This window comes from Ligilactobacillus murinus DSM 20452 = NBRC 14221 (assembly GCF_001591685.1).
Taxonomy (GTDB): Bacteria; Bacillota; Bacilli; order Lactobacillales; family Lactobacillaceae; genus Ligilactobacillus; species Ligilactobacillus murinus.
The window spans coordinates 15081-36910 of the sequence record NZ_BCVJ01000008.1; the positions used below are offsets into that span (position 1 = coordinate 15081).

At 34.0% G+C, this 21830-nt stretch carries 21 protein-coding genes; 8 read left to right on the forward strand and 13 right to left on the reverse strand.

What is annotated here, in order from left to right; translation table 11 throughout:
* Positions 1-5: 5 nt before the first annotated feature.
* From LMU01S_RS02855 to LMU01S_RS02910, 12 genes are all read right to left on the reverse strand, one after another.
* Complete coding sequence (locus LMU01S_RS02855) at positions 6-950, reverse strand: glycosyltransferase family 2 protein (RefSeq protein WP_056958507.1); 945 nt, start codon at positions 948-950, stop codon at positions 6-8.
* 19 nt (positions 951-969) lie between these two features.
* Entirely contained in the window at positions 970-2184 is a 1215-nt protein-coding gene (locus tag LMU01S_RS02860; protein WP_056958505.1) for a nucleotide sugar dehydrogenase, read from the reverse strand.
* Positions 2185-2214: 30 nt separating this feature from the next.
* Positions 2215-3303: a glycosyltransferase gene (locus tag LMU01S_RS02865; protein ID WP_056958504.1), complete on the reverse strand. Its 1089-nt coding sequence runs from the start codon at positions 3301-3303 to the stop codon at positions 2215-2217.
* A gap of 17 nt (positions 3304-3320) precedes the next feature.
* Positions 3321-4496 (reverse strand): EpsG family protein, encoded by a 1176-nt coding sequence (locus LMU01S_RS02870; RefSeq protein ID WP_056958502.1) that lies wholly within the window; start codon positions 4494-4496, stop codon positions 3321-3323.
* Positions 4497-4509: 13 nt separating this feature from the next.
* Positions 4510-5487 (reverse strand): glycosyltransferase family 2 protein, encoded by a 978-nt coding sequence (locus LMU01S_RS02875; protein ID WP_162258473.1) that lies wholly within the window; start codon positions 5485-5487, stop codon positions 4510-4512.
* On the reverse strand, positions 5480-6583 hold the full coding sequence (locus LMU01S_RS02880) for a glycosyltransferase (RefSeq protein WP_056958499.1): 1104 nt from the start codon (positions 6581-6583) through the stop codon (positions 5480-5482). Before LMU01S_RS02880 ends, LMU01S_RS02875 begins: the two co-directional genes overlap by 8 nt.
* Positions 6584-6669: 86 nt before the next feature.
* Positions 6670-7449, reverse strand: coding sequence for a tyrosine-protein phosphatase (locus LMU01S_RS02885; protein WP_056958497.1), 780 nt, complete (start codon positions 7447-7449; stop codon positions 6670-6672).
* A gap of 5 nt (positions 7450-7454) precedes the next feature.
* A complete protein-coding gene (locus LMU01S_RS02890) occupies positions 7455-8180 on the reverse strand; it encodes a CpsD/CapB family tyrosine-protein kinase (RefSeq protein ID WP_056958495.1) in 726 nt (241 codons plus the stop codon).
* 12 nt (positions 8181-8192) lie between these two features.
* Positions 8193-8951: a YveK family protein gene (locus LMU01S_RS02895; RefSeq protein ID WP_056958493.1), complete on the reverse strand. Its 759-nt coding sequence runs from the start codon at positions 8949-8951 to the stop codon at positions 8193-8195.
* A gap of 150 nt (positions 8952-9101) precedes the next feature.
* Positions 9102-10088 (reverse strand): dTDP-glucose 4,6-dehydratase, encoded by a 987-nt coding sequence (gene rfbB, locus LMU01S_RS02900; protein ID WP_056958491.1) that lies wholly within the window; start codon positions 10086-10088, stop codon positions 9102-9104.
* 211 nt (positions 10089-10299) lie between these two features.
* Complete coding sequence (locus LMU01S_RS02905; protein WP_056958489.1) at positions 10300-11310, reverse strand: glycosyltransferase family 8 protein; 1011 nt, start codon at positions 11308-11310, stop codon at positions 10300-10302.
* Positions 11311-11508: 198 nt separating this feature from the next.
* Positions 11509-12021 (reverse strand): sigma-70 family RNA polymerase sigma factor, encoded by a 513-nt coding sequence (locus tag LMU01S_RS02910; protein ID WP_056958487.1) that lies wholly within the window; start codon positions 12019-12021, stop codon positions 11509-11511.
* A 282-nt stretch (positions 12022-12303) separates the two neighbouring features.
* Here LMU01S_RS02910 and LMU01S_RS02915 point away from each other — a divergent pair, with 282 nt between their 5' ends.
* The 8 genes from LMU01S_RS02915 to LMU01S_RS02950 all read left to right on the forward strand — a co-directional run bounded on the left by LMU01S_RS02915 (position 12304) and on the right by LMU01S_RS02950 (position 20606).
* Positions 12304-13035, forward strand: coding sequence for a hypothetical protein (locus tag LMU01S_RS02915; RefSeq protein ID WP_056958486.1), 732 nt, complete (start codon positions 12304-12306; stop codon positions 13033-13035).
* Between the two features lie 117 nt (positions 13036-13152).
* Positions 13153-14016: a DegV family protein gene (locus tag LMU01S_RS02920; RefSeq protein ID WP_056958484.1), complete on the forward strand. Its 864-nt coding sequence runs from the start codon at positions 13153-13155 to the stop codon at positions 14014-14016.
* A gap of 278 nt (positions 14017-14294) precedes the next feature.
* Complete coding sequence (locus LMU01S_RS02925) at positions 14295-16097, forward strand: heavy metal translocating P-type ATPase (RefSeq protein WP_056958482.1); 1803 nt, start codon at positions 14295-14297, stop codon at positions 16095-16097.
* A gap of 88 nt (positions 16098-16185) precedes the next feature.
* Positions 16186-16959 carry a glycosyltransferase family 32 protein gene (locus tag LMU01S_RS02930; RefSeq protein ID WP_056958479.1) on the forward strand — a complete coding sequence of 258 codons (774 nt, stop codon included), beginning with the start codon at positions 16186-16188 and terminating at the stop codon, positions 16957-16959.
* Positions 16960-17029: 70 nt separating this feature from the next.
* The gene (locus LMU01S_RS02935; protein ID WP_056958478.1) at positions 17030-17839 is read left to right on the forward strand and encodes a DUF4422 domain-containing protein; all 810 of its coding nucleotides are present in this window, start codon (positions 17030-17032) and stop codon (positions 17837-17839) included.
* A gap of 52 nt (positions 17840-17891) precedes the next feature.
* Entirely contained in the window at positions 17892-18509 is a 618-nt protein-coding gene (locus LMU01S_RS02940) for a sugar transferase (RefSeq protein ID WP_174519375.1), read from the forward strand.
* Positions 18510-18573: 64 nt separating this feature from the next.
* On the forward strand, positions 18574-19572 hold the full coding sequence (locus tag LMU01S_RS02945; protein ID WP_056938486.1) for a glycosyltransferase family 2 protein: 999 nt from the start codon (positions 18574-18576) through the stop codon (positions 19570-19572).
* The gene (locus tag LMU01S_RS02950; protein ID WP_056958474.1) at positions 19569-20606 is read left to right on the forward strand and encodes a glycosyltransferase; all 1038 of its coding nucleotides are present in this window, start codon (positions 19569-19571) and stop codon (positions 20604-20606) included. Before LMU01S_RS02945 ends, LMU01S_RS02950 begins: the two co-directional genes overlap by 4 nt.
* Before the next feature lie 45 nt (positions 20607-20651).
* Here LMU01S_RS02950 and LMU01S_RS02955 read toward each other — a convergent pair whose 3' ends face one another.
* Entirely contained in the window at positions 20652-21830 is a 1179-nt protein-coding gene (locus LMU01S_RS02955) for a hypothetical protein (RefSeq protein WP_056958472.1), read from the reverse strand.

A 21830-nucleotide genomic window follows, 5' to 3' on the forward strand; every position in this document is an offset into this window, starting at 1 on the left:
GATTCTCAATTTTTAACTTCTTTAGTAATATATTTATGAAATTTTTTATACTGTATAATCCCTTGGAAATCTCCATATATTATTTGTTTAGCGATTTTGAGTCTAGATTTTTTTTTCATTCCCCGAATTATTGTTCTAATATCTACTAATATCTTTCTTACTCCTGCACATTTACCATTATAGTATATAGTATTTATCAATTGATTCCTAAACATATAGTGATACATTTCTAACCTAACAAAATTATCCTCATTAAGAATATTTAAATTTCGTGGATTCTTTCTTTTATGGGTTACAATGCTATTTCCAACCATATATGCATTTCCCGCATACCTCACCATTCTTTCAGTATACTCAGAATCATCTCCCCAAATAAAATATTCTTTGCAAGGCAAACCTACCCTTTTTATAGCATCACCACTTATTAAAATAGATACAAATGTTGCTTTTTTTATACTAACAATCCCATTCTTTAAAAATTTATACCAATACAAGTACCCATTAGCAGCTGCTCTATTATCAATTTCAGGTACATTCATAACTTCTCCATTCTCACCGTATACTGAACTTGCTAGAAAAGAGACTTTTTCTTCTGTATTATCATTAATAACCTCATTAGCATCTAATAATTCTTTTAGGGCATTTTTTTGTGGAATCGTATCATCATCCATCAACCAAACCCAATTATATTCCTTATCTTTTACCCGTTTCAAACCCTCGTAGAATCCACCAGCACCACCAATGTTAGAAGAAAGCTTTATGTAGTTTATAGATTTTTCCCTTAAAATTCCATCCATCTCTAAAAATTTTTCTGTACCATCTGTACTATTATTATCTATCACTAATATTTCTACTAATTCAATTGACTGTTCCAATAGAGCACGAAGACATTCAATCAATAACTCCTTTCTATTGTACGTAACTACAATGGCTACTACTTTTGAAATCACTAAATTCACTCCTCCTTAACTAGTCTCGATTAAATATATCTCTTGTATAAACTTTATCAGAAACATCATCTAAATCTGATGTATATCTATTAGCAATAATTACGTCTGATATAGTTTTAAATTCACCTAAATCGTTAACAAGCTTATCTCCAAAGAAGCTAGCATTATCTCCCAAAGAAGGCTCATAGATAATTATTTCTCCTCCCTTATTTTTAATTCGTTTCATAATACCTTGAATCGAACTATGACGAAAATTATCACTATTAGATTTCATCGTTAAACGATAAACTCCTACAACGATCTTATTTTTATTATAACTACCACCATAATTTGCCTTTTTTAAGACCTGTTCAGCAATAAAGTCTTTGCGAGTAATATTTGCTTTCACTATTGCCGCAATTAAATCTTCAGGAACATCTTGATAATTTGCCAGTAATTGCTTTGTGTCTTTAGGTAAACAATACCCACCATAGCCAAAAGAAGGATTATTGTAGTGTGTACCGATTCTGGGATCCAGTCCTACACCCTCAATTATTTTTTTAGTATCTAATCCTTTTAATTCAGCATATGTATCCAATTCATTAAAATAACTCACTCTTAGTGCTAAATATGTATTAGCAAAAAGCTTTACCGCCTCAGCTTCCGTAAATCCCATAATTAACGTTGGAATATTTTTATCTATTGCACCATCTTCTAGTAATTTTGCAAAAATTTTAGCTTTATTTACTAGTCTTTCATCACTTAAATCCGTCCCCACAACAATTCTTGAGGGATAGAGGTTATCATACAATGCCTTACTTTCACGTAAAAATTCTGGACTAAAAATAATATTATTATTAGCGGTCTTCTTACGAATTCTCTCTGTAAATCCAACTGGAATTGTTGATTTTATGACTATAGTAGCGGTTGAACTTGCTTTTTTAACTTTTTCAATTACACTTTCTACAGCCGAAGTATCAAAAAAATTTTTTTCAGCATCATAATTAGTTGGCGTTGCAATAATAACAAAATCAGCATCTTGATACGCTTTACTTGCATCAGTAGTAGCTACCAACGACAGTTCTTTATTAGCCAAAAAATCTTCAATCTCTCTATCAACAATTGGTGATTTTTTATTATTAATCAATTCGACTCTTTCAGGAATTATATCAACTGCAATAACTTCATTGTGCTGGGCCAATAAAGTTGCCATGCTTAATCCTACATATCCAGTACCCGCTACCGCTACCTTCATTATTATATTCCTCCAATAATTTTATCCACACTATTTACCTGTCAAACTATTTCTTAGATACACATCCAGTCTCTGTGCCTCAATATTTATATCATATCCATACTCTTTTAATATCTGTATGCTCTTTTTTTCCCGCATAGTATTTTCCATGCTTAGTATTTCCCTAGCCCATTTTTCGGAACTATCATTTAAACCTACAAAATAAACATTTTCTATTTTTTTTGTTTCTATAGACACAGTATCAGAAAACACACAAGGAACTCCGCTACATTGAGCCTCAATAGCAGATAAACACAATCCTTCATATAAAGAAGGAAGCACAAAAACATCCATTGCTTGTATATATTCTGCCACATTATCTATGGCCCCAGTAAAAATAACATTTTTCTCAATACCATAGTTTTTAACTTTTTCTTTGATTTTACTAAGTAGTATCCCATCTCCTATCAATATAAGTTTGGCATCTTTGTTCTCAGATACAATCACCTTAAAAATATCAATTAACTGATCGTGATTTTTCTGTTTATCAAAACGACCTATATGTCCAATCACAAAGTTGTCATCAGTAATATCGTTGTTCTTCCGAATTTTGTATCGTATATAACTGTTATACTTAAACTTTTGTAAATCAATTGCATTATTAAACACTTCAAATGGATGATCACCATATAAAGACTTTCCAGCTTCTATCCCACAAGCTAAATAGTCTGTCGAAAATAGCTGAGTTGCCTTGGCTAATACTCTATTAAAAATAGTTGGTGAGACTACTAAGTGTGAATGACTAATTCGCGTTCTTATACCACACAACTTTGCTATACAAAACGGAAAACAGTTGGTTAATGTCATATGTCCATAAGCAATATCATATTTTTTTCTTCGAAAAATATGATACATTGATAACAGATTCTTCAAAATAGATTCTTTTTTACTTGGAATTAACAATACTCTCATTCCAGCCGACTCATACCTTCTACGTAGCTTATCTGATTCAACATTTAATGTAATCACATCTATATCATAGTCTTCTCTATATTTCATATGACTAAAATAATCTATAACAACTTGTCCAGCACCACCAGATAATCCGTGTAAAAACACTGCAATTTTTATTTTTTCCATCGTATCTCCCGTGTTCCTTAGTTAAAATTCAAAATATATGGAACAGTCTCACCAGAATTTTGTACTCCATAAATAATAATCCAATATGTGATTAGATATATATATATTAATAATTTTGTTACTAGTGTATCTCTATATCTACCTATTTTCACATAATACCTGTTCCCTATATATGGAACAGCTAATAAAAACAAAAAATCAAAATATTGAGTAACTCGGCCCAAATACACATATTTCAAGTTAAAACCACTTAAAACAGTTGTGAATGCTACTATTAGTCTAAATCCATTATATCTCTGACTATCTCTACTACCACCAATATTATTTTTTGCTGTTAAATATAAAATTAGTATCGGTAAACAAAATAATAAGTGTGCAAAAAAGCCCCCCCTAATATTTGAATTCATCAAATAATCAGAATATCGTTCATTCAACATTCCAATATTTAAAGCAAGCACTGTTAATTTTTCAGAAAACACAATGAACAGTATACATACACTTAATACAAATACATTCAGTAATTTTTCTCTATTATTCGCAATCCAGTATAGTGGATAGATAATAATTGCTATCATTGCAGTACTATGAAAACCACTTGCAATCAAAATAATTAACAAATACTTCCATAATTTCTTTTCAGTAACATAGTTAAATCCCCATACAATAACTATCATTGCTAAACTTTGTCTTAATATATTCAATGTTAAATTGAAAAATAAAAAATAGTATGTTGACATTCCTAACACTATATCGATCCTGTTCTTGCGTAGTGTCATCAAGACTAGCGCAGTTTCAACAAAACTATACCAGAAATAAAAAATATGAACATTAGATGTAAATCTAGATACTACATAATTAAACGTTGCATACAACACACCTATTGAACTATTATTAGCCCATTCCAAATAATTCCAAAAATTATTTGATAGTATCGCATTGTGGAACCAAATATTTCCATACACTAAAACATCAGTTCCAATTGTATAATCTCTATATCCCGCTAAGAAACTAGGAAGCAATATAGCAAGTAAATATATCCCACCTATCGTTGTCATTTTGATGATACTTGGTACATAGAACACTGCGTTTCCCACCAATACTGCAGTTTTTTTTAAATTTTTTTCCACATCTAATTGCTCGCCTATGTAGATAAAAAACAATGAGCAAATAAACATCAAAATATAAATGATCACTCGCTAACATCCCCTATCTATTTTTCATCATACGACTATATAACTTTGATACATATAAAGATTTACATGTTAATTTTATTTTACATGTAAAATATCGTTTTTTATAATTAGGAAAGTTTACACTTTTTTTTATTCCTTGTGACATTATTCTTTTTAAGAAATATGAAAAATATGACACTATAAATCTCCTCTGTGCTCTATCCTGGAAGTACTTTTGTTTTTCCATTTGACGATTGTAATGCTCAAACTCTATGCATTGTATATACTTTACGTATAATTTCTCTCTATTCATTAAAATATAATAATTTCGTATATTTTTAAATGAATTCACAATATCCAAAATCTTAAGAGATGGCTTATGACTCATACTACTAGATAGAATTCGCCAACTATAAACCACATTACTTAATAGTGCTACATTTTTACAAAATAACAAATATTTTAGATAAAAATTAATATCTTGTCCAATTCTAACGTTCCCCCAAGATATACCATTTCTCCTAATTATTTCCAATTTATAAAGTTTATTTGGTGGATTTGGAACTTTATCAACCAGATTCATTGGATTCTTTTCTATATAACTTTTTTCTATAAAATCATCACTTTTATTAATTAACTTACCTGATTTATCCACCAAAATATGATTCCCTATCACTAAATCAACTTGATACTCTTCCATACTTTCAACCATCAAATCAATTGCTCCTGCTTCCAGAATATCATCTGCATCAACAAATATAATATATTGGCCAGTAGCTAAATCCATTCCTCTATTTCTTGCAACGGACGCATTCATATTTGCTTGATATTCAACAACTATTCTCGAATCTTCTTTTGATAATTTACTCAATTTTTTACGTGAACCGTCAATTGATCCATCATCAATAATAATTATCTCCAGCTCACTTTTATTTTTTTTTATTGATTCTAAACATAATTCAATATATCTTTCAGCATTATAATTGGGTATAATTACACTAACTTTACTCACAATCATTATTCCCCACTAGTATCTTATTGTATAATTGTCTTATTTTAATTCTTGTTTGACTAATGTCATATCCATTTTCCCTTATTTGTTCAATCGATTCATGGTTAACTTTCCCTACAGATTTTTTTATATGGTTTATCCACTGTTCCTGATTAGCTAACCTCAAATATTCAATATTTGAGGTTAGCTTCAGTTCGATTGAAACTGCATCTGATACGAGAACAGGAATCCCCATAGCTTGAGCTTCAATCCCAGCAATAGGTAACCCTTCGAACAATGATGGCATTACAAATATATCTACCGCTTGTAAATAGTCATTCACATTTTGTACAGCTCCCGTAAATATTATCCGCTCTAAAACTTTTCTCCTTTTTGCACTACTAATTAAAGTGTTTCTTAGCTTACCATCACCAATAATAATCAACTTAAATTTTTCATCAAGTTTCTCAAGCAATTCTATAAGATATTCTTGATTCTTCTGTTTAGTTAATCTACCAACATTTCCAATTAATATATCATCACTATCTAAACTATATTTTCTTCGTATTTTCTCTCTAATTATTTTATTTCTAGCGTATTGCTCCAGTTTTATCCCATTCGGAATAATCAATACTTGATCAGCAATATCTGTATTGAATATCCATTTTGCTGCTTTTCTAGAACATGCCACTCTTCGTATATTCATACTTTTGAGTAACCACCTATTGATATAATGCAAAAATTTCAAATTTCCCTTAGTAGGAGCCGTATTATGTGCATGAACAATAACTCGGCTACCATTGATCTTATATGCAATAATTATTGGAATAATATTTACTAAAGAATTTTTATGAATATGTATAATATCGTAATTATTGCTCCTTATTATACGTATAATTTCCATTACATATAGATATATATTTTTAGGTGATGGTATATGATAAATCTTTGAATTTTGTTCTCTCAACTTCTCCTCAAATGGTATTTTATCTCGACTAGTCGTTATAACATCAAACCTAATATCATTTGAATCCATATTTTTATACATATTCATAATAAAAGTTTCAATTCCACCTATATTATCTGTCATCTCAAAGTGTAATATTCTTCTAACCATGTATGATATGCCTCCACTATCCCAAATAATTCTACATTCAAATCAATATATTTGACATTATTCTATATCTATAAACAACTACTCTACTAAAATATATAGAAACGTTTCTTTCTCTTAATAATCGGGCTATATGGTTGTTGAACTATTTCAATGCCGTTAAGTAAACATTCTGCATTGTTCTTAAAAAATTGACTTTGTTGCCTACCAAATTCTTTAGCAATTTCATTTATTGATTCCCTTAAGACAAAATTTCGTCCGGGTAACACATGTGCATCCGAAGCAACGACATGAATCAAGCCATGAGAAATCAAACTTCTCGAAATATTTGCTACATGTTCTCCAAAACCTCCTATATAACTAGTTGCTGTTAATTGTGCCAAAGCTCCTTTTTGTATAAGATTATATAAAATATTTTGATCACTTTGAATTTTTAAATTACGCTCTGGATGAACTATTACAGGCGTTGTCCCCCTTTTCCTTAGCTCAAAAATAATCCTATCAGTATACGCCGGCACATCCCCGTGAGGTAACTCTAGTAATATGTAGTTCTTCTTAATATCTGTACCTAAAAAATCATCATAGTTACTCAACAAGTTACCATTTATATGAATTTCTTGTCCCGGAAAAACTTTTAAAGGTATTTTTCTCTCACACAAGGCAGCCTGAAATTCTGCAGTCTTTTCAATAACTGCTTTATGATGGTTAACATAATTTTTATCCAAATGGTGTGGTGTAGCTAAAATATGTGTTACCCCATCAGCTACAGCTTGACATGCTAGCTGTAGCGAGTGTTCTAAATCCGGAGAGCCGTCATCTACTCCCGGTAAAATATGACAATGTAAATCAACTAGATTAGGCATACACATCTTCCTTATCTTTTATCATTTTTCCCGTAATATCCATAATAGCCATTCGACTCCCCAACGACATCATTTAAAATAGTCCCAATAATTTTCCCATTAACATGTTTAATTAATTCAACAGCTTGCTTAACAGCCTCTTTTTCCGTCTTATTTACCCTAACTACAATAATCGTACCATCTACTTTTGTTGATAAAATCTGTGCATCAGTAACGGATAGTACTGGGGGAGCATCATAGATAATTAAATCAAACGCATCTTCCAGCATTTTTATCAACTTTTCCATTTTTTTTGACCCAATTAACTCTGATGGGTTAGGTGGAATAGGACCACTTGGAATAATATACAATTTATCAATAGATGTTTTATAAAAAATATCATTTACAGAGACTGATTGCTCAGTTAGATAATTTGTCAAGCCAATCGGATTTATAATATTAAATGTAGCTTCAATAGTTGGTCTACGTAAATCAGAGTCTATAAGCAATACTTTTTTACCTTGTCTTGCAAATGAGACCGCTAAATTTGCTGCTATCGTTGATTTTCCTTCGGAAGCCGAAGAAGATGTCAATACAATTGATTTTAATTGTTTATCTATATTTGAAAATTCAATATTCGTTCGAATTGTATTAAATTGTTCAGTATTTGTAGAATTAGGCGCCGTTACCGTTATCATTCGAACACCGTTTTCCATGCTATTAACATCCAGTTGCTTTTTTGTTTTAAAAAATTTCATTTGACTCTTCTCCTAAATTCGTCGATCTTCTTCATTACTTGTATCTGTAATAACTTCAACAACACGATAATCCTTATTTCCGTTATTTATGTGGTAAATAAACCCTAAATTTATTAAATCCAATTCTTCCCTTAAAAAATTACTATCTTTAACAGTTGTATCTAATAATTCTTTGATCAAGGAAATACAGATCCCAATAAGACTACCTAATAGTAGTCCAATTAATACATTTAATTTTTTATTTGGAGAAACAGGTGTTGGGTTTACAGTTGCCTTATTTACAACTGTCACATTGTCAATCTTCATCATTTTTTTTATTTTTTCTGTAAAAATCGTTCCGATTTCATTCGCAATATCAGTAGCTATATATGCATTTTTATCAGTTACCGTTACACTAATAACTTGTGAATTTGTCTGATTAGATATATCAACTGAGCTTTGTAAATCAGATAAATCACCTTGATAATTCACATTTTCACGTATTTTCTTTAAAACGGGTGTTAAAATTATTGATTTTTTTAACACATCCTTGTACGTATTGATTGCCTGCAAATCTGCTTGTTGTGCTGTATATTGAGTCTGAGTATTTGTATCTTTTTGACTTACTAACAAATCAATTGTAGAACTATATTTTGGAGTTACAAAAAAATAAGACACAATTAGCGCAATAACTGTTCCCACAACTGCACACAAAACTATATTTAACAAATTAGCTCTTAAAATTGAAAAAATTCTATTTAAATCAACTGTATTATTCGTTTGTTCACTCATTAATATTCTCCTAAAAAATTCTTATCTTTTAAACTACTTAGTAATTCACTACATTACATAGTTCAAAACTTTTTATTTCCAAATTCAGCTTTTAAAGCTTATTACTAATAAAACTGATACATGCAATTATCACCAACTTCTTACCATTATTTACTTCAAGGCTGCACGTTCTTTTAGTGGGCGCCACCATTCTTCGTTGTTTAAATACCAATTAACAGTTTCAACGATACCTGTATCAAAAGTATATTTTGGCTTCCAACCGAGTTCAGTTTCGATCTTTGTTGGATCGATCGCATAACGACGATCGTGTCCCAAACGATCAGCAACATATTCAATTGCATCTTCACCTAAACCAAGTTGTTCAACGATCAAGTGTACGATCTCATTATTTGTCCGTTCATTATGTCCCCCGACATTATAAACTTCCCCCTTGCGACCCTTATGTAAAACAAGGTCGATTGCTTGGCAGTGATCGTAGACATGAAGCCAATCGCGGATATTTTTACCATCCCCATAGATCGGTAATTTCTTACCATCCATCCCATTTGATGTCATCAACGGGATCAATTTTTCAGGGAATTGGTATGGTCCGTAGTTGTTTGAACAACGTGTGATATTCACATTTAGACCATAAGTTTCATAGTAAGCACGAACTAACAGATCAGCAGAGGCTTTACTTGCTGAATATGGTGAGTTAGGTGCTAATGGTGTCGTTTCACTGAAGTATCCTTCCTTACCTAAAGTACCATAAACTTCATCAGTCGAAACTTGCAAATATTTTTCTAAGCCCATTGTCTTAGCTACGTGTAAGAGTGCTAACGTACCTTGCACATTTGTTTCTACAAAAACTTCTGGATGTAAGATCGAACGGTCAACATGGCTTTCAGCCGCAAAGTTTACGATCGTATCGATATCGTGTTCTTTAACTAAATGTTCGACCAATTCACGGTTTGTAATATTGCCGTGAACAAAGATATGATTAAGGTTGTCCTTTAGATCATCTAAATTATGAATATTACCAGCATAGGTCAACAGATCTAAGTTAACGATCTTATATTCAGGATATTTTTCGAGCATGTAGCGGACAAAGTTACTACCGATAAAACCGGCACCGCCTGTTACAAGTAAGTTTTTCATCAGGTTAGTCCTTTCTATGCAACGCTTTTAGCGTTCCCACCAGTATTAAGTTAGCACGCAGTCCTTTACTCTAGAAATCCTCATTCTTTTTATGCATATAAATCATATAATAAGTCTCTAAAATAACATCACACTTCTTTATCCTTATAACTTTTTTAGTCTGTTTCTTTTTTTTACAAATATAATCTAATAATCTTGTGTAATACTACATTCAAAATCCACGTATTAGAATTATAAATCTATTTTTTAGAGGTCTTAAATATGCTTGGAAAATAGATGCACATCTTAACCCTACAGTATCTGGTAATACATTATAAATTCTTGAAAGCAAACTCTTGTTAGGGGATCTTAGCTTATTATTTTTCCAAGGCGTTAAATTCCTATACTCTACCCATTTTTTGGCATACTTCGTATTACAACCTTCATACCAAGGTCTGTCAGAAAAAAAGTTACTAGTATAATGTATAATCACCGGATCTTTTACAGCTGCGTTCACTTCATTCTCTGAGTAACAAGCAACTGGTTTTCTATATAGAATCATCTGTTTGTATGAAAACATACTAAATGCTGAAATCAAGTTATATCTAGGTGTTAACGGATATGTTTCCTTACTGAGAACACCATTCAATACTCCCTGATCTCCCTGTTGAATATATCCCCTATGATCAGCAATAAAATCTAATAATCTTTTTTCAACATTTCTTTCTCTCCATTTCTTTACATCAATTAGCATCACTCCAGAATTAAACATTATGTCATTCTCCTCTAGGCCTACGTTTTTCCTATAGTATTTACTAAAAGCATCCTTTAATGCCCCTATTGTGTTATCCTCCAAGTCTAGATTCCATAACTCTTTAATAGAATTTTCAATGACTGTATCAGCATCTAAGTATAATACTCTTGAAACTGAATCATCAAAAATTCTATCTATGAATAGACGTGAGTATTGTGATACAGATCCCCTATCAAGAGTCACCCTATATTTCAACCTAGTTTCTGTATTAGTAGCATCGATCCATCTTGGAATAACCGCCCCAAATCTTATGAAAATTTGCTCAATTTTCTTCTTATTTTCATCTGTAATATCACTCGATAATACGGTGATCCTCAAGTTCTTCAAAATTTCACTATTATTTTCTAGCAATGATGCAATAGAGACACCCATAATCTCACAAAAATCATCATTTACAGCGTATACTATATTGTATGCAAAATCTTCCATCCATGCTCCCTTGTAAAACCATCTCTTATTTAACTACCTAACTAAGCTAATTTAGCCACCATCTTTATAGCTAAGTAGTAATTAGAATACTTCAAATTAAGTAACTAAACTTCAAATTTTATTACTTAGATTAATATTAGGTTACGAAACATTATTAACGACCCAATAAAATAATATATATAATTTTTTATATATATTTCACAATGAATCTAATTTACGTAAAATGCTCCTTTTGTAGTTATACACTGTTTTTCGACTAATTTCCAACATTTTAGCTGTTTTTACTAAATTTAAGTTAGAATACAGCTGTAGTTCTAAAAATTTACGTTCTTTTGGTGTACACAAGTTCCATAACCTTTCCAATAAATCTCTTATAATAACATCATCATTTTGACAATTTGCAACTATCCATAGTTCATCAGCATTTTCTGGCAACCCGCATTCTCTTTGCTTAGTTCGCGTCTGTTTACGCAATAAGTCTAACAAACGCCACTTGACCTTCTGATAGAGATAAGGCATTACCGCTTCTTCTGTAACACTGTCATGTGTTTGGCAATAAGCACAATAAGCTTGGGCAAAAGCGATCTGTCCTTCTACCACTAGATCTTCATAATCTGAGTCTTGTCGCGATACATGCAGATACTTTAAAACACCATAGATAACTTTTTCATGTTCTCCTTGCAATAAATATGCAAATCCTTTTTCATACATAAACTAGACTCCCTTTACTGATAAAGTTTGTCTAGGGCCCTAAACTGTTTTCAGCATACGACCTATATGAACTGAAAAAAACCTGCATCTTACCGCAAAAAAACTGCAAGTAATTTTTTAGTTCTCTTAAAACCCTGTTATGATAGGGTTTAAGCTATCTATCAGCTACTATAACACAAACATAATTTTTTATAGCCTTAAAAATAAGTCTAATAAACTTTATAATTGTGAGATATTACGGTAGTAGTTAAGAAAAACCTAAAATTATAAGAGGTGAATTTTATGGAAACAATTTCCTTTGACCATGCTGGTTTAGTCAAACTCTATCAACAAGGATATTTTGATGCTGACGCATATTTGGACAAACAGACCCTTCTTTTAGTCTGGGATTGTCACGATCTTGGACTAAAGAACTGTCGCTCACTCATCTTAGATACTAAACGCGGGATCATTATCAGTGACAAAGAGACGACACGTTTAGTCAATCAATTCATCAAACAACAGCCAGTTGGGCTTTTATTAACACGCGCACTAGTCGGATCATTTGCTAAAAAAACACCATGTCTGCCCTATGTCTGGGGAAAGATCTTACTTGTCCCTTTAAGTGGCTATACCCGTCATGCGACCAGTTGGGTCAGACTTGATCACGTTTATTATGATTATTTCAGCGACCCAGACCATATCACTTTCATCTTTGATCATGATGATAAGACGCGCTATGTCTTACCTATCAATAAAAAAACATATCTCAGCAACTTAAAAACAACAACGACCATCTACTATAAACTCCACCAGATCATCCATGAGATAAATGCTGATTTTTCGTTGGACTTACCAAACGACCACTCACTTTGCAACTTAGAAAAGCAACTTGATACCTTATCACTTACCGCTTTTTTAGATGATTATCTAACAATGATCATCACTTTGATCTATCGTGAAAGTGGGGTCACATCTGCAAGTGAAGTCAAACTCATCAAAGATCGCCTCAAGCAAAGGTACGATCATTTATAAAAAACGCTTTATCTTACTAGACTTGGATTCTATTTCTTATTGATTCACAAGCTATTAAAGTTATAATATAATGGAAATGATTAATAATATAGAGCTTGATCCAAGGAGTAAATACTTATGACAAAACCGATCAAAATCGTTACGGATTCATCTGTTCAATTAACACCTGAAGAGATAAAAGAAAATAATATTACGGTCATTCCGCTTTCAGTCGAGGTGAATGGTAAAAACTACATTGATGGTGAAGACATCAGTCGCGAACAACTAGTTGAAGAATTGCGCAAGGGTAACATCCCTAAGACCAGTCAACCAGCAATGGGGCGTTTTATCGATACTTTCGATGAATTAGGCAAAGATGGTAGCCAAGTTTTAGCGATCTTGATCTCCGATGTTTTGAGCGGAACTTTTGAAACAGCGCTCAGTGCAGCTGATATGTCAGAAGCTGATGTAACTGTGATCAATAGCAAATCGACTGACCGTGGACTAGCATTCCAAGTCTTAGCAGCTGCTAAAGACGCAAGAGAAGGCAGATCGATCGCCGAGATCAAAGAACACTGTGCTGATATCTACTCACGCACAACGATCGACGTGTTGGTAGATAATCTCGACTGCCTTGTTGCTGGTGGACGTGTGAGTCGTTTTGCTGGTGCTTTGACAAAACTGATCAACTTAAAGATCATCGTCCGCTTAAATGAACACAGCCTTGATGTCTTTACCAAGGGTCGAAGTCGCAAGACCTTCATCAAGCACTGTAAAGAATTAGCAGAACAACACAAAGATAATCCGATCCAAGCTCTTTCGCTGTCAAATGTCGGGACCGATCCAGAATTTTTGGAAAAGATCAAAGAAACGATCTTACCAGAAAATAGTAAAGCGACCTACATCGCACGCCTAACAAGTCCGATCATCATGACACATACAGGGCTAAACGCTGTGGGCGTGATCACATTGGCTGAAAAGCCAGAGAAAACTGAAGCTTAATACCATACAGCCATCCAATACGACATGTATTAGGTGGCTGTTTTTTTGTATTAATATACATTTTATGCCTTTTTATACATTGATCCCTCTAATTGATAACCTTTTTCAATTACACCCTTTTTCACCTGAACATACAAACCCTACCAAATCAAGATTTCATCCCCTCTAATTGAGAATCATTATTATTTAGAACGATTCTAATTTACTTTAGTTGTTTTTGGTGTTACGGTTTAAGTAAAGTAGAACTGAAATTATTTTTTTACGAGGGGATGTTAATTATGAAACATTCAACTAAATTAGGCTTGATCATTGCGATCGCATTATTCTCAGCGGTCTTAGAATTTGGCTTTGGGCTTGCCTTGGTCGCGCAGATCATTATTACGATAACAGGAACTTTGATCGCCTTATCCATGTTAAAAGAAATGATCAAAACCTTACGCTCGGGTAGCTATGGGGTCGATCTGCTGGCGATCACTGCTGTGGCTGCTACACTTGCTGTAGGGCAGTATTGGGCTGCAATGATCGTCTTGATCATGTTGGTCGGCGGTGATTCGCTTGAAGATTATGCTTCTAAAAAAGCACATACCGAATTAAAAGCTTTGCTCGACAATTCACCACAGACCGCTCACAAAGTCGTGGCTGACAAACTTGTCGATATCAAAGTCGATGAAGCTAACATCGGCGATCAATTGGTCGTCAAACCCGGCGAGACTGTCCCTGTCGATGGGCATATCATCAAAGGCAGTAGTATGTTTGATGAGTCGAGCTTGACTGGTGAATCTAGACCGATCACCAAAAATGTTAGCGATACTGTCTATTCTGGTTCGATCAATGGTGATTCTGCGATAACAATGACAGTCGATAAACTCGCTAAAGATAGTCAATATCAACGTTTGATCCAACTGGTCAAACAAGCCGACAGTACCCCAGCTCATTTTGTCCGAATGGCTGACCGTTATGCCGTTCCATTTACTGGGATCGCCTTTGTGATCGCTGGAATCGCTTGGTTTGTTTCTAAAGACCCAGTACGTTTTGCCGAAGTTTTGGTCGTAGCTTCACCTTGTCCATTGATCTTAGCGGCCCCAGTAGCTTTGGTATCTGGGATGAGCCGTTCGTCACGTAATGGGATCGTGGTCAAAACCGGCAGTGTCTTGGAAAAGATGGCAACAGCTAAAACAGCCGCCTTTGATAAGACCGGGACGATCACCAGTGGTCGCCTCTTTGTCGATCAGATCAAACCCGTAGCAGGTACGACCAAAGAAGAGCTTTTAAGTTACGCAGCTAGTGCTGAACAATCTTCCGGCCACATCCTAGCTCGTTCCTTACTCAATTATGCGGTTAAACATGATGTTAACTTATTAGAAGTTCAGCAACTATCTGAGGTCACAGGTAACGGGGTCACAGCACAGATCGCTGGTCAGACTATTAAAGTCGGAAAAGCTTCGTTTGTTGCCCCAACAGCCCAAGTCGCTGAAACGACCCAAACTTGTGTCTATATTAGTTTAAATGACCGCTATATCGGGACGATCACTTTCATCGATAAATTACGCCTTGAAGCTGCTCAAACGATGCAAACTTTACGCGACCATGGAGTCAAACACTTGATGATGTTGACTGGTGACCAACAAGCTATTGCCCAAACGATCGCTAAAGAAGTCGGGATCGATGATGTTAGGGCAAAATTACTGCCTGAAGAAAAGATCCAGGCTTTAAAAGCAGTACCTGAAAGTGAGCATCCCGTTATCATGGTCGGCGATGGAGTCAACGATGCCCCTTCATTGACCGTCGCTGATGTCGGGATCGCCATGGGGGCCCATGGAGCCACAGCAGCCAGTGAATCAGCCGATGTTGTGATCTTAAAAGATGACCTGCTAAAAGTCGCTAAGGCCGTTGAGATCGCCCAAGATACTTTACGCATTGCACGCCAAGCTGTTTTGATCGGGATCTTTATCTGTGTCTTTTTAATGTTAGTTGCTAGCACTGGATGGATCCCAGCGATCGTGGGCGCAATGTTTCAAGAAGTCATCGACACCGTTTCGATCCTTTGGGGCTTGCGGGCTCGCTATTCCCATGAAAAATAATCACTGTTATCTGTCTAAACTAGCATCTTGCGTAATTATATGGTATTATTTTCTTGTAATATTTTAATATGAAAGTGACTAGATAAGTATGATACCCAAAAAAATTCACTATGTCTGGCTGGGCGATGCTGATAAGCCTACCCAGGTCGTCAAATGTATAAATTCATGGAAACGCTATTTACCAGACTATGAAATTATCGAGTGGAATCAACATAATTGGGATTTAAACCAAAATAAATTTGCACTGGTTGCTTTTAATGAGAAAAAATTTGCATACGCTTCAGATGTTATTCGGCTAGATGTTTTGAATCGATTTGGTGGAATTTATCTAGATTCTGATATTATGGTCAATAAGAGTTTTGATGAGTTATTAGATAGACATGCTTTCTGGGGTTTTATGTACGATAACGCAATTAGTACCGCAGTTATTGCAAGTGAGCCTAATAACGATTTTATCACTCGTTTATTGGATAAGTACGCTAAACTAGACTTTAGTGGCATTGCGGATGGTACGGTCGAAGTGACTAACAATGCTTTGATCACTAAGGAACTAATAAACTATTACCCGGATTTTACACTTGGAAATCATCAACTATCTTTGTCTGATGGAACAGCGATTTTTCCAAAAGAATACTTTGAATTTCCTTCATATGATCAAAAAACTAATTTTAGCAATCATCTACTGCTAAAATCATGGGGAAACGAACCAATTTCAATTTTTCGAAAGTTTGTCCGTGTTTTTCTCCCCGTTATCATTGGTCCTGTCAATTTTGGAAAAATTCGTAGTGCTCGTGGAAAAAAACGATTCGTTGCTTATGAAGAATACGAGAGAAAACAACGAAATTATAAAAATACCAATTAGTGGTTAAATCTAACCTGTATCTAAGTATGGGTTAGTTTTTTATGGAAATAGAGATATTGAGGAGCTCGTTTTGGAAAATAAAGTCAAAATTATTGTGGCAACGCATAAAAAATATGCAATGCCGACTGATAAAATGTATATACCATTGCAGGTAGGGGTTGCCTTACATCCTGAATTGGATCTAGGTTATCAAAAAGATGATGTTGGGGAGAATATCTCTCAAAAAAATGACAGCTACAGTGAACTGACTGGTTTATACTGGGCTTGGAAAAATCTAGATGCCGATTATATTGGTTTAGCACACTATCGTCGTTATTTTAGTGCTAAACGCCATCCTGGAAAGAACCGTCTTGATTGGGTCATCTCAAGTGAGGAACTACTCCCCTTGTTAGAGGACTATAATATAATACTACCTAAGAAAAGACACTATTATATTGAAACACTATATTCACACTATAAGCATACACATTACTCAAATCAGTTAGATGCAACACGTGAAATAATCAGCAAAAAACATCCGGATTACTTAACAACATATGATAAGGTTTTAAGTAAGACATCAGGTTATATGTTTAATATGGCTATTATGCGAAAAGATTTAATGGATCAGTACTGTACTTGGTTATTTGGTATTTTATCTGACTTAGAAAAAAAATTAGGTTCTACAGAATTTTCTGCCTTCCAGCAACGTTTCTATGGACGCGTGAGTGAAATAATTTTTAACGTTTGGTTACAACAACAAATAGAGTGGGGAAATATTTCTCCTTCAGAAATAAAGGAGCTCCCGCTTGTATATATTGAAGGTGTTAATTGGTGGAAAAAAGGGTCAGCTTTCTTAAAAGCTAAGTTCTTCCACCAACGTTACGAAAACAGTTTTTAATCTTGGAGTGAGGGTATTGAAGCAGTCATCAAAAATAATAATTGATCAAGATATGCTTGCTAAAAAAAGAACCTATCACATAATTAAGCGTATTTTTGATTTTATAGCTAGTCTTTGTGGTTTGATCATTTTGAGTCCACTTTTCCTAATTGTAGCACTCTTGATAAAATTAGAAGACAATGGTCCTGTTTTTTATAAACAAAAGCGTGTCGGCAAAGGACAACGTGAATTTGATATGTTCAAATTTCGCTCAATGCATGTTGATGCTGATAAACGCTTAGCCGAACTAAAAAAACAAAATGAAGTTGACGGACCCATGTTTAAAATGAAAAATGATCCTCGTATTACAAAGATCGGCCATTTCATCCGTAAGACAAGTATTGATGAATTGCCCCAACTATTCAATGTCGTCCGTGGAGATATGAGCTTAGTTGGTCCTCGTCCACCATTACCTAGTGAAGTTGCTGAATATACTGACTATGATATGCAACGACTCCTCGTAGTTCCAGGCTGTTCCGGCCTTTGGCAAGCTACAGTTAGAAATTCAGTTGGTTTTCATGAAATGGTCCAACTAGATTTAGAATATATTCAAAAAAGCAGTATTTGGTTTGACATTAAGATCCTCTTTATGACTATCAAGATTTTATTTAAACCCAATAGTGCCTACTGATCCTTAAAGGTGCATGCTTTTTGCATGCACCTTTTTTAAAAATTTTTATAAGGATGTGTTGTGTATGCCGTTAATTTCATTTATAATCCCAGCATATAATTCAGAGAAAACTTTAAAACGAGCAGTAGAGAGCGTTACAAATTCAATTATCGATCAAACATATGAAGTATTGATCATTGACGATGGTTCAAAAGATAATACTTTGATCTTAGCTAACCAACTTGCTTTACAGAATCAACGAATACGTGTTTTGACCGCTGGAAAAGGTGTTGGTCACGCACGTAACACAGGTATCAAACATGCTCGTGGACAAATGATCGCATTTTTAGATGCTGATGATCACTATCTCAGATCCGCTCTTCCTAAGGCTTTGAGCCAAGCCAAAAAGAACCCGGCCGATCTACAGATTTTTAGCTTTGAACACGGAAAACACACTGTCGATCTCACTTTGCCATCATCCAACAGTTTAGACGTTCGGTGTCGAATGCTTGAAAAACCTACTAACTATATGACAGTTTGGGGGAAATTCTTTAAGCGTTCCTTGTTGATCGATAATGATATCTACTTCAATGAAGAGCTTACTATGTCTGAAGACAGTGAATTTCTGATTCGTTATACTGCTGCTTGTGAGTCGATCACAACTTCTGCACTGGTTTTATATCACTACACGATCGATACACCATCCGCAACTAGAAGTTTTGATACAAAAAAAATCCAAGCTTATCTAAATGCGCTAAATATTGCTGAAGAATTCATTGACTCACAACCTCAAGTAATTAAACAAAGTTTTTTAAGCTATACTTTGATCCAAGTTAATATTATCGCAGTACGCTTAATATATACTCTAGGTAACCCTGCCTCTAATAAACAAAAAAGAGCAGAATTAGATAAGGTCATTACTGCTCCAGTAGTTAAAAAAGCACTTGAACAGGTCACACTAAAACAATGTCTGACACCTCATCTACTTCCCGGGTTATTCCTAAAATTACATCTATCTTCTTTAGCGATCTTGCTATTTAAACTTAGAAGCAAACAAAATGAACAAAAGGAAAATAACTCATGAAATTAAAATTTTTATGCATGGAACTCTCTGGCACTGGTGGTACCGAAACGGTTTTAGTTAAAGTATTAAATCAACTTTGTGAACATCACAAGATTGAACTCATCTTAACTAATGCCCCACCTCAACAAAACTTTTTAACTAAACTTGATTCTAGAATACAGATCAGTATTTGTTCAGGCAAAATAAACAAACCACTTACAATCACTAAAAAGTTTTTACTGGCTTCAGCGGATACTTGCTTCATCTCACTTAGCCCTAAGATGATAAAATTAGGCGCTAAAATAAGAAGTATCTTCAAGCGTAAGTATAAAATAATATCTTGGATCCATTTTTCACTTGATGATCAAGATATGTTCAATGCTAAAACTACTGTTCCACTAGCTGATGGACATCTGGCTATCAGTTCTACAATTAAAGAACAATTATTGAGCTATGGCGTACCCGACGAAAAAATAAGTCTAATTTTCAATCCAATTGATCCTATAGCAACATCTATTCCTACATCAAATTCGCCTCTACCAAAATTCTTTTATGCTGGTCGAGTTATTTTTGAAGGACAAAAAAATCTAAAAGAAATGATTTATGCTATCTCTAAGACTGAGAGTGCAACCCTAGATGTCTTTGGTACTGGAGAAGATGTCAAGCGTTGTCAAGAGTATGCTCGAGAACTGAATGTTGATCAACGGATAATTTGGCATGGATATACCCCTGAGCTTTGGCATGAGATAAAAGAAAAGCCAACAGCTCTACTCATGACATCAACCTATGAAGGACTACCAATGATAATGTTGGAAGCTATTGCCCATGGTATACCGGTAATATGTAGTGAGTTTAATGGCTATCATGATGTATTGAAAACTGGTATCAATGGCTTTAGCTATCCGCTACACGATGTCTCTAAATTAGTTGAACAAATGGAACACTTAGAACATACTCAATTGACTGAACAAGCCATCAAGCAGAGTATCCAAGCATTTTATCCCAAAAAATATTTTGATAACTTTGAAGCTACTTTAAAAAACTTTGTAAATTAAAAAAATGGCGTTTCACTCGCAGCATCACCGAGTGAAACGCCATTTTTAATTTAGTTTATCTTCTACATTTAAATTTGCCATCAAAGCTAAGAAAACAAAATTATATGAAATATCCCAAAGATGTTGATCGATTCCAGAAGTCAAAACTACTAAAATCAAACAAATTATCCAATAATTCAGATTTAATTTCTTAAATTTGGCAAACAATAGACAAATCAGTAATAGCATGAGTACAAAAACGATCAATCCATGCATCATCAGTGTTCTTACAAAAGATGAATCTATATAGAAATAATCATGCACTTTAAAACCTCCACCAAAGCCATTTTGGTAGATAAATTGGCCTAAAAGAGGTACGTTATAATTTTCAAAAGCGACTTTTTCAAAAAATAATCTTCCTGATAAAAAACCATTGATTTTTTCTAGTAAACCTATTCTAGGTGTATAAAGATAACCTAGTAAGATGATACAAAACGCATAAGCTGTGCTCAATAACGACAATACATAAACATTCACATGCTTGAATAATGCATCGAAACGTCCATAAAGAACGATGCTAACGATCAATACACACATCAGCATTAGATCGATCCGCGTATCTGTGACAATATAAGTTAAAAGAGTTAGTGCAATATACGATACATACTCCGCTATTGAAAACTTAAAGCGTTTCAAGGCTGCATATGCGATCATCATAAAGAACACCCTTGATGCCAGATCAGTCGGATAAACAGCCCCTAAGGCATATCTAACAGCGGGAGAATCCCCTCTAGTAATAATGACATTTTTTACGCTTCCCACCGTTGAGAAGAAGAATGCTAGAGCGATAACAAATAAATTGACCCATAAGAACACCTTTAATATTCGATCAATATTGATATTTTTAGCACCTACAATAAAGAACATCAGATAAAATATTTGGAATTCATTTGCACTAGTACCTACTGCGAATAAAATGATCTCTAGTAGGATAAAAATTATATATTCCTTCCAATCATAATTATCTAAAAACGTTACTTTAAATAGAACAAGTGCTGCCGGTAAAGCTGAAAGATAAAATAACCCTCGCTCCGTGATCAAAAAATTGACCAGCATTGTACCTTTTAAAGACATTGCTAAAATATAAATTGCTAAGGCCGTTAAATATGACCAGTTACTTAACCCAGGAAATTTTGTTGTTAACTTTTGCTGGATCTTTGCGCGATAATTAACTATATTTTCCAT

Bases quoted from the DNA above. Each gene is read 5' to 3' on its own strand.
- LMU01S_RS02860 (WP_056958505.1), bottom strand. From the start codon at position 2,184: ATGAAGGTAGCGGTAGCGGGTACTGGATATGTAGGATTAAGCATGGCA.
- LMU01S_RS02865 (WP_056958504.1), bottom strand. From the start codon at position 3,303: ATGGAAAAAATAAAAATTGCAGTGTTTTTACACGGATTATCTGGTGGT.
- LMU01S_RS02880 (WP_056958499.1), bottom strand. From the start codon at position 6,583: ATGGTTAGAAGAATATTACACTTTGAGATGACAGATAATATAGGTGGA.
- LMU01S_RS02885 (WP_056958497.1), bottom strand. From the start codon at position 7,449: ATGTGTATGCCTAATCTAGTTGATTTACATTGTCATATTTTACCGGGA.
- LMU01S_RS02890 (WP_056958495.1), bottom strand. From the start codon at position 8,180: ATGAAATTTTTTAAAACAAAAAAGCAACTGGATGTTAATAGCATGGAA.
- LMU01S_RS02895 (WP_056958493.1), bottom strand. From the start codon at position 8,951: ATGAGTGAACAAACGAATAATACAGTTGATTTAAATAGAATTTTTTCA.
- rfbB (WP_056958491.1), bottom strand. From the start codon at position 10,088: ATGAAAAACTTACTTGTAACAGGCGGTGCCGGTTTTATCGGTAGTAAC.
- LMU01S_RS02905 (WP_056958489.1), bottom strand. From the start codon at position 11,310: ATGGAAGATTTTGCATACAATATAGTATACGCTGTAAATGATGATTTT.
- LMU01S_RS02910 (WP_056958487.1), bottom strand. From the start codon at position 12,021: ATGTATGAAAAAGGATTTGCATATTTATTGCAAGGAGAACATGAAAAA.
- LMU01S_RS02915 (WP_056958486.1), top strand. From the start codon at position 12,304: ATGGAAACAATTTCCTTTGACCATGCTGGTTTAGTCAAACTCTATCAA.
- LMU01S_RS02920 (WP_056958484.1), top strand. From the start codon at position 13,153: ATGACAAAACCGATCAAAATCGTTACGGATTCATCTGTTCAATTAACA.
- LMU01S_RS02925 (WP_056958482.1), top strand. From the start codon at position 14,295: ATGAAACATTCAACTAAATTAGGCTTGATCATTGCGATCGCATTATTC.
- LMU01S_RS02930 (WP_056958479.1), top strand. From the start codon at position 16,186: ATGATACCCAAAAAAATTCACTATGTCTGGCTGGGCGATGCTGATAAG.
- LMU01S_RS02940 (WP_174519375.1), top strand. From the start codon at position 17,892: ATGCTTGCTAAAAAAAGAACCTATCACATAATTAAGCGTATTTTTGAT.
- LMU01S_RS02945 (WP_056938486.1), top strand. From the start codon at position 18,574: ATGCCGTTAATTTCATTTATAATCCCAGCATATAATTCAGAGAAAACT.
- LMU01S_RS02950 (WP_056958474.1), top strand. From the start codon at position 19,569: ATGAAATTAAAATTTTTATGCATGGAACTCTCTGGCACTGGTGGTACC.
- LMU01S_RS02955 (WP_056958472.1), bottom strand. From the start codon at position 21,830: ATGGAAAATATAGTTAATTATCGCGCAAAGATCCAGCAAAAGTTAACA.